We start from the raw sequence: 8,889 nt of genomic DNA, 5'->3' as shown, positions 1-8,889 counted from the left end.
TGCCCCCCTACTCGCCTGAGCTGCAGCCCGTGGAACGAACCTGGGGGCTGATTGATGGGGTGGTGGCCAATGGGCAGGTGGAGGATGAAGAGGCACTGTGGAGCAAAGTGGAAGCCCGCTGTGCCTATCTGCAGACCCAGCCGGACCTTATTCGGAGCCATACCCTCTTCCACTGGTGGCCGGGAGGATGATGAGGGAATGGATCAGAGGGATTTCTTATTACACCCCCACACGGAGGAAGCTGTCCACGTAGAACGGCCCTTCCCAGCGCTGACCCCTGGGTTCGTTCAAGATGGTGATGCGGTTTTCCAGGCGGGGCTCCCAGGAGGGCTGGGTTCGCAGGTACTCGATCAGCACTTCTGCATCGCTGAAGCCGGTATCTACCCGGAAGCCTTTGGCATCGCGGAAGGAGGTAAAGCCGTCGCCCCCTGAGGCCGTGAAGCTGTTGGTCACGATACGGTAGGTGGCGTTCGGGTCGAGTGGCTGGAAACCGGTCTGGGTCTGGACTTGAACCTGGGTCACGCGGCTGCCCGCTGGACGGGCCATATCGAAGGTGTAGCGGATACCGGCCACACCGGACAGGAAGCGGCCTGCAATCTGCTCCCACTGGGAAACCCCGTTCTCCAGGGCCGCTAAAATCTCGCTGCCCTTGAGCTCGAGCACCGTCAGGGTATTGCCAAAGGGCAGTACCTCGTTGACCTGCCCCACGGTAATGTTTCCTGCTGGGATGCTGGCCCGGATGCCCCCGCCGTTTTGCAGCGCGATGGTAGCCCCAGCCTGGCGGGTCTTCCAGAGCATCGCATCGGCAATCAGGTTGGCCAGGTTGGTCTCGCGGCGGCGCACGTCGTTGCGCTCGCCGTTGAGGGCCACAGCCGCCCTGGAAACCACCTGGGCCCGCAGCGCCGCGATGGGCAGGCCATACGCAGCAATGGCGTCCAGGGCGAAGCGATCTTCTGGCAGGTTAGCGCTCATCGGGATGACCTGGCCCTGATGGGCCACCAGTTCGCCCTGGGCATTGAAGGTGACCTGCAAGCGGCCCACCACCTTGGCCCACTCCCAGGCTTGTACCACCAGCACATCCTTGTTTTCGGGGTTCTTCACAATGGTGGGGTAAGCCCCGCCCGGGCGCAGCTCGGGGAAGGGGGTCTGGCCCAGCAGGGTGTGGCTATGGCCGCCCACAATCACCTGCACCCCCGTCACCTTGCGGGCCAACTCCTGATCCTGTGGGTAGCCCAGGTGCGAAAGCACCACAATGTACTTCACGCCTTTGGCCAGTAGCTCCACCACGGCTTGCTGGGTGGCTGGAACCGGATCGGTAAAACGCACATTGGGGCCGGGGCTCGAGAGGATGGAGGTCTCGGGGGTGGTAAGGCCAATGATGCCTACCCGCTGGCCCCCCACGCTTACCACCGCATAGGGCTTGATGCGCCCGGCCAGTTTGGGTTCCCTGGAGACGTCGGTGTTGGCCGAGACCACCGGAAAGCGCACCCCGTTCAAAAAGTTGGCCAGCCCATCAGGCCCCAGGTTGTACTCGTGGTTACCTGGGGCCATGGCCCGGATGCCCATGCGGTGCAGGAAATAGCGGTCGGCCAGCCCCTGGTATTGATTGAAGTAAAGCGTACCCTGGAACACATCCCCCGCATGCAAAAACAAAGGGTTGGTAGCGGTGCCCCGCAGCCGGTCGAATAGCGATATCACCCGGGCAAAGCCCCCCAGGCGCTGGTTCTGCTGCCCCCCCAGGGTCAGGCCGCCGGTGGGCTCGAGCCGGGCGTGGGTGTCGTTGATGTGGACGATGGTCATGGTGAAGTTGCCGTTCTGGGCCCTGGTCAACCCCGCCAGGGCTGCTCCACCAACCAAACCTGCTTTGAGTACATCTCTACGACGCATGATTCCTCCTCTGCAGTACTTCCACGTCATTCTATAACTGCTCGAGGTCAACCATCCATCAGGCCACTTTGGCTGGGTGTATTTCCAAAAACCTTGTGTACTCTGCATCTGCGCGGAGCGGAGATGAAACCATGGTGATTGGAACTGGGCCATTTCAGTTCTGACCCCAGACCTATACAGTTATAGGGAGGCGTGTGTCATATCTGGAAATGGCTGACATACCCCTTCTTCAGTTTTTAGGAAACTTTATGCCGGTTTCAGCAAGCACTCAGAACCAAGACTTAGTTTAGGCTCGGGTAAGCCAGGTTTCTTGAAGCAGAGCCCATCCAGGAGAATCCATGAGATCGCTTTTTATTCTTGCATTGCTAACCCTTGGCTTGGTCAGTTGTCAGAACAACGATCCCTCCTCTGGTTCCATCAGTTTTCGGGTAGAAGAAGTTAAGAGTGGGCTAGGCGGCGTACCCTGGAGCATCCATTTTGCTCCCGATGGCCGACTGCTGTTTACCAATCGCGATCTGAGCCAGATTCGCGTGAGTGCTTTGAACGTGAGTACCGGAGCCATAACAGACTACAACGGCACCTCGGCAGTCAGAGACGATGGCGAAGGCGGTATCCTGGGTATGGAGCTAGATCCCAACTTTGCCAGTAATAAATGGGTCTACATTTGCTATTCGATCTCGAGCGGTGGTTCGCGCAACCGGCTTTCGCGCTTCGAGATTTCCGGCAGTTCTCTGACCAATGAATTGATCTTACTCGATAACATGCGCGGTGCGTCCACCCACAACGGCTGCCGGGTGGTGTGGGGCCCCGATGACAAGCTCTACTTTTCAATGGGAGACGCCCAGGATCAACCCGCCGCCCAAGATCTCTCTGCGTTGGCTGGAAAAATTTTCCGTGTCAACCCCGATGGCTCGATACCCAGCGATAACCCCTTCCCCAGTAGTCCTGTCTGGACGCTGGGACACCGTAATCCTCAAGGACTGGCCTTCCAGCCGGGCACCGGCCTTCTGTGGTCTACCGAGCATGGACCCAATGTAAAGGACGAACTCAATGTCATCCATAAGGGCAAGAACTACGGCTGGCCCAACTGCATGGGCACCGACCCCTGCCCCAGCGTGAACAACTACGAGCCTGCAATCAAGCACTACACGGCCAGCGACACCATCGCACCCAGCGACATGATGTTCTACACAGGCAACGTCTTTACCGCCTGGCGCAACAACCTTTTCTTTGTCACGCTTAAAACCGGGCGGCTATACCGGCTGGTTTTGAATGGGAAGTCGGTCGTGCAGGAGGAGATCTTGATTGATACCAACAGCGGCCCCCATCCTGGTTTTGGCCGCTTGCGCGATATTGTCACCGGGCCGGATGGTTTGATATATATCTCCACCGACAACGGAAAGATTCTGCGCTTGAAACCCAACCTGTAGCCCACACACATCGGCCTCAGGCTGCGCTTGGCTACACTGGAGCCATGCGAGCAATGATCTTTTTTGTCCTCTTGGTACTTAGTCTGACGTACGCCCAAACCATCAACCTGGTTCCAGTAGCCAATAATCTCAGTCGCCCGTTGTTTCTGACCTATTCGCCCGACAACACCGGACGGCTATTCATTGTGGAGCAAGGCGGCACCATCCGCATTCTGCAAGAAGGGCGGCTACTGGCCGAGCCTTTCCTGGACGTAAGCAGTCTGGTTTCCTGTTGCGGTGAACGGGGTTTGTTGGGACTGGCGTTCCACCCCAACTTTCGCCAGAACAACCTGTTCTTCGTCAACTACACCAACCGCCAGGGTAGTACCGTAGTGGCCCGCTACCGCGCAAACGGCAACCGCGCCGATGCAGCTTCCGCTCAGATCCTCTTGACCATCGAACAGCCCTACGCCAACCACAACGGGGGCATGATCGCCTTCGGCCCGGATAACATGCTCTACATCGGCATGGGCGACGGCGGTGCAGGGGGTGACCCCATCAACGCCGGCCAGCGGCTCGACACCTTGCTGGGCAAAATTTTGCGAATAGACGTCAACCGCAGCGAAGGCAACCGGGCCTATGCCATTCCCGCCGACAACCCCACCCTGGCCGGACGCAAGAGCGAAATCTGGTCGTATGGCTGGCGCAACCCCTGGCGCTTCAGCTTCGACCGCCAGACCGGCGATATGTGGATTGCCGATGTGGGCCAGAATGCTGTCGAAGAAGTGCACTTCCAGCCTGCCAGCAGCAAGGGTGGCGAGAACTACGGCTGGCGCATCATGGAGGGTGACCGCTGCTTCAACCCCTCTCAAAACTGCAACCGCGAGGGGCTGGTCATGCCGGTGCTAACCTACACCCACGACCAGGGTCGCTCCATCACCGGGGGCTACCGTTACCGGGGCAGCGCTATGCCGGCCTTTCGTGGAGCCTACTTCTACGCCGACTACGTGAGTGGCCGTATCTGGGCTGCTACCCCGCAGGGTGAGCGCTGGCAGAGCCGGGAAGTTCTCCGAACCGACCTGAACATCAGCTCCTTTGGCGAAGATGCCGCTGGCGAGCTGTATGTGATTGACCACCGGGGCACTGTCTACCGGATGGCCCAGCGGTAAGCATCAAAAAAGCCTCCCGAACGGGAGGCCGCTGGCTTATCGAGCTTAGAGCGCTCTTCGCATAGAATGAGCCTCCCGAGAATCAAGAATCCTCTATCCAAGACAGAATAGTTGCCGCCCGGATGGGCGGCAACGTCTGTGAAGGGCGCGATACTTCAGGGCAGGTAGTTGCCCGGAGTTCCCAGGGTTTCGGGTTTTTCCGTCCATTCGCCGGCAATACCCAGTTTCCATGCGCCTGCGGCCCCACTGGAATTGGCGTAACCCCCATATATGCCCAGGCGCACACCCCGCACGATGGTGTAATACAGGGAAGCGGTTATGTCGTAGCCCAGGCTGAGGCCAAACGGATAGCGAAGACCCCCTTCCAGATAGGCACTCAGGTCGCGGGTCAGTTCGAGTTTCAAGCCCGCATAGGCATTGGCTGCTGCGTTCAGCGTTATGGTCGGCACGACCACCAGGCTTGCGTCCAGGCCTGCGCCCCCATATAACACGGCTGCATCGGCAATACGCTGGGTGATGAAGATTTCCCCGCCCGCATCGAAGTCGAAGCTAAACGGGCCAGGCAGGATAATCTGGTTCGAGCCAAAACGAATTGCTCCTTCCACGTAGCCCGCATTGGATTCGTTGAGCTTGGCAACCCCCACCAGCCCGGCGCGGCTGGCCAGTACGAACTGCCCGGCAAAAAACCCCGGGCGCAGACTGGCGCCGGCCACAATATTGTCGGTCAGGTTAAACGTGTAGTTGACCGCCGTACCCCGGTAGCTGCGGTAAGGCGTAATAAACTGTCCACCCACCACGCCAAAATCGGGCAAAAACTGCAAGTTTCCGGTAATGGAAAAGCCATCCGCGAGGGCCACACTGCCGATTCCCAACGAAGCCATTACTGCCAACCAGGTTTTTTTCATGCTTCCTCCCAAGTTTGGCTGCGTAAAACGCCACAAAACGGGTCAATGATAGTGGCTTCAATCACCCCTTGACTGAGATGGATCACAAAATGCCTTAATCTGAATCAAATACAACCTGTGGCTATGTCGCAACCCACAGGCTTTGTAGTGGCCACTTTTAGGTATAACCCGCAATCGTTTTTTGGGATTTGAGCACCGTTCTACGAATCGCACCCATGCACCTGGCTATAACAATACGCCTGTCAAAAGCCCCGGCGGTACCGGTATGCTGTACACATGGCACGAACCAAGCAGGACATTTTGCAAGAGCTAAAAGACCATCAGGTACGCTTTTTGCGATTGCAGTTCACCGATATTCTGGGCATCAACAAGGTAGTAGAACTACCCGTCAACCAGTTCGAAAAAGCACTGGACGGCGAAATTATGTTCGACGGGTCCTCTATCGAGGGCTTTGGTCGCACCGAGGTCGAAGAGTCGGACATGCTGCTGAAGCCGGATTACAACACCTTTATCATCTACCCAAAGGAGCTCGAGCCCACCACCAAAGGCGCTGTCGCCCGCCTCATCTGCGATATCGCCTACCCCGATGGCAAGCCCTTTGAGGGCGACCCCCGGCAGGTGCTCAAGCGACAAATCGAGCGAAGCCAGAAAAAAGGTTACGACAACCTTTACGTGGGTAGCGAGGTGGAGTTCTTCCTCTTCAACCGCAGTCCTGAAGGCAGCCCCACCACCCACACCTACGACCGGGCGGGCTACTTCGATCTAGCTCCCACCGATAAGGGTGAAGAAGCCCGGCGGGATATGGTGGATATGTTGGTTCGGTTGGGTTTGCAGCTCGAGGCCGCCCATCACGAAGGTGCCCCCGGCCAGCACGAAATTGATCTCAAATACACCAATGCCCTTCAGGCAGCCGATCACCTGACCACGCTCAAGTTTGTGGTCAAGCGTGTGGCCATCAACCACGGCCTGCACGCCACCTTCATGCCCAAGCCCATTGCTGGTATCAACGGCTCGGGCCTGCACTTTCACCTCTCGCTCTTCAAAAACGGTGAAAATGCCTTTTATGAGCCTAAAGGAAGGCTCGAGGTCTGGCCGCATCAGCTCTCTAAAACGGCCTTGCAGTTTATTGCCGGCCTGTTTGAACACGCAGAGGGCATGGCCGCCATCACCAACCCGTTGGTCAACTCCTATAAACGCCTGACCCCAGGCTACGAAGCCCCCACCAGTGTGGCCTGGTCGGTTTCGCACCGCAGCGCCATGATTCGGGTGCCCAAGCGGCGTGGCGCGGGAACCCGGGCAGAGTTTCGTTTCCCCGACCCCTCCTGCAACCCCTACCTGGCCCTGGCGGTGATTCTGGCCGCCGGGCTCGAGGGCCTCGAGAGCAACCTGACCCCCCCACCCCCCATCGAACGCGACGTATATGAGCTTTCGGTACGTGACAGGCGCAAGTACCGTGTTAGCGAGATGCCCGGAACCTTACGCGAGGCCCTGGAAGCCTTACAAAAAGACCGGGTCGTACGCAATGCCTTAGGAGAGCAGGTCTACAAGGATTTCCTGAACGCCAAGCGGGTCGAGTGGGACTCATACCGCATTGCCGTTCATCGGTGGGAACTCGATCAGTACCTGGCCGAATATTGAGTACCGCTGGGCTCCATGTTTATACCGGATTCAAAAAGACAGTTTACAAAACCAAAAAACACCAGAGGCTGTCTTTTTGAATCCTAGAGCACTCCCTTCGGTCGGGTTAGTTCGTCACCAAAGGGTGACGAACTAACCGAATCTGGTATTACTTGCATTGTGCAAAGGGCACTCTATCTGGCTGGCCACACATCTAGGCTTTGCAAGCACAACCGTGCAAATCGAGCATCGCCCTACTTCCTCTCGACCTCTCTCCACCCAACGGTGGATGGCCTGCCTCAACACCCCGCCCAGGCTTGTTGATACTCTTCACAATTCACGATTTTAAGCGCTCAATTGTGTCTTGAGTCAAAGTTGCATTCTCAGCAAAATTGTGTACCTTCGTATTGGCTGGATCGCAAAACAATGACCCACATTGACACACATCGGCCTGGATTGGGTAGAATAGACCAGCCGTTTTTTGGCTAAAAGAAGGTTTAGGAGGAATCGGCATGAGAAAACTCGCAATTCTAGCGCTGGGCGCGTTGGCCCTGGGTGTGGCCTCGGCTCAGTCCAACGTCATCAAGATCGCTTCGGTCTCGCCCCTGTCCGGGCCGCAGTCGGGTCTGGGTACAGCCATCCAGCAGGGCGCCCAGATGGCCATCGAGGATGCCCAAGCCCGCTTCCAGCAGCTTGGCTTCCAGCTTCAGTTTGCCCCTCAAGATGACCAGGCGACCCCCGATGTGGGTGTGGCAGTAGCGCGCCGTATTGTCAACGACGCCGATCTACTGGGCATTGTGGGCCACCTGAACTCGGGTGTAGCCATCCCCGCTTCAGAAATTTACAAGGACACCAACCTGGTCATGGTCTCCCCGGCCAACACCAACCCCCGCGTTACCGACCGCGGCTACTTGAGCGTCAACCGCATTTGCGGGCGAGACGACGTACAGGGGCCGGTAGGAGCCGAGTACGCTGTGAAGGTTCTCAAGCGCACCCGCCTGTTCGTGATCCACGATAAGACCCCCTACGGCCAGGGCCTGGCGGAAGCCTTTGCAAGCCGGGCCAAGGAACTAGGGGCCAACGTTTTGTCCATTGTCGGCACTGAGGAAGCCTCCAACTTCCAGCCCCTGATCCTCCAGATGCGGGCCCAGCGCCCCGACCTGGTCTACTACGGCGGCATTTACGACAAGGGCGGCGTACTGGTCAAGCAGATGCGCGAGCGCGGCATCACCGCTACCTTCATGGGCGGCGACGGTCTGGATGCCTCCGACCTGGTCAAGATTGCCGGTAGCGCCTCGAAGGGCGTGCTCTTCACCACCACCGCTGGACCCATCAGCACCCTTCCCAAGGCTGCTGCCTTTGCCCAGCGCTACAAGGCCAAGTTCGGTAAAGACCCCGAAGCCTACGCCGTGTATGCCTTCGATGCTGCCAACGTGATTCTGAACGCCCTCGAGGCCGCCATCAAGGCCAACGGTGGTAAAAAGCCCACCCGCGAGCAAGTAGCCCGCGCCGTGCGCGAGGTTAAGCTCGACGGCCTTACCGGTCGCATCGAGTTTGACAGCAAGGGCGACCGCAAGCTCTCCGACTACTACGTCGTGGGCATGAAAGAAGCCAAGTACCCCGGTGACGTGCTGCGGGTTATTCAGTTTGCCCCCCCGGCTGCTAAGCAATAAGGTTCAAACCCAAAGACTCCCGCCTCGGCGGGAGTCTTTTTTGTTTGTGGTCATACCAGATTCGGTTGATTCGTTACCGAACGGTAACGAATCAACAGGGCCGAAGTTATCCGCGTAGCGGAGGGCGATACCGCCCCTTGGAAGTTATCCGCGTAGCGGAGGGCGATACCGCCCCTTGGAAGGGAGACGCTTTCTTCGCCGACCGACAGTGAAGGGCCATCGGCCCCCG

Annotated in this window: 7 protein-coding genes; 5 read left to right on the top strand and 2 right to left on the bottom strand. The window is 58.2% G+C overall.

What is annotated here, in order from left to right; all coding sequences use genetic code 11:
- On the top strand, positions 1-191 hold a 191-nt coding region (locus Mhypo_RS18220; protein WP_206074939.1), incomplete at its 5' end, for a hypothetical protein.
- A gap of 28 nt (positions 192-219) precedes the next feature.
- Here Mhypo_RS18220 and Mhypo_RS16155 read toward each other — a convergent pair.
- Complete coding sequence (locus tag Mhypo_RS16155; protein WP_119342286.1) at positions 220-1,887, bottom strand: bifunctional metallophosphatase/5'-nucleotidase; 1,668 nt, start codon at positions 1,885-1,887, stop codon at positions 220-222.
- A gap of 338 nt (positions 1,888-2,225) precedes the next feature.
- On the opposite strand from Mhypo_RS16155, the gene Mhypo_RS16150 reads away from it, so the two are divergent.
- A complete protein-coding gene (locus Mhypo_RS16150) occupies positions 2,226-3,317 on the top strand; it encodes a PQQ-dependent sugar dehydrogenase (protein ID WP_119342285.1) in 1,092 nt (363 codons plus the stop codon).
- A gap of 44 nt (positions 3,318-3,361) precedes the next feature.
- The gene (locus Mhypo_RS16145) at positions 3,362-4,465 is read left to right on the top strand and encodes a PQQ-dependent sugar dehydrogenase (RefSeq protein WP_119342284.1); all 1,104 of its coding nucleotides are present in this window, start codon (positions 3,362-3,364) and stop codon (positions 4,463-4,465) included.
- Positions 4,466-4,620: 155 nt separating this feature from the next.
- Here the strand turns inward: Mhypo_RS16145 and Mhypo_RS16140 are convergent, their stop codons facing one another.
- On the bottom strand, positions 4,621-5,370 hold the full coding sequence (locus Mhypo_RS16140; protein ID WP_119342283.1) for a hypothetical protein: 750 nt from the start codon (positions 5,368-5,370) through the stop codon (positions 4,621-4,623).
- 276 nt (positions 5,371-5,646) lie between these two features.
- Between Mhypo_RS16140 and glnA the strand changes: the two genes are divergently transcribed.
- Both glnA and Mhypo_RS16130 read left to right on the top strand, forming a co-directional pair.
- Positions 5,647-7,008: a type I glutamate--ammonia ligase gene (glnA, locus tag Mhypo_RS16135; RefSeq protein WP_119342282.1), complete on the top strand. Its 1,362-nt coding sequence runs from the start codon at positions 5,647-5,649 to the stop codon at positions 7,006-7,008.
- Positions 7,009-7,499: 491 nt separating this feature from the next.
- The gene (locus tag Mhypo_RS16130; RefSeq protein WP_119342281.1) at positions 7,500-8,660 is read left to right on the top strand and encodes a branched-chain amino acid ABC transporter substrate-binding protein; all 1,161 of its coding nucleotides are present in this window, start codon (positions 7,500-7,502) and stop codon (positions 8,658-8,660) included.
- Positions 8,661-8,889 lie beyond the last annotated feature (229 nt).

Origin of the sequence: Meiothermus hypogaeus, from assembly GCF_003574035.1 — a bacterium.
Classification (GTDB): Bacteria; Deinococcota; Deinococci; order Deinococcales; family Thermaceae; genus Meiothermus; species Meiothermus hypogaeus.
This window is presented reverse-complemented; position numbering and strand designations above follow the sequence as displayed.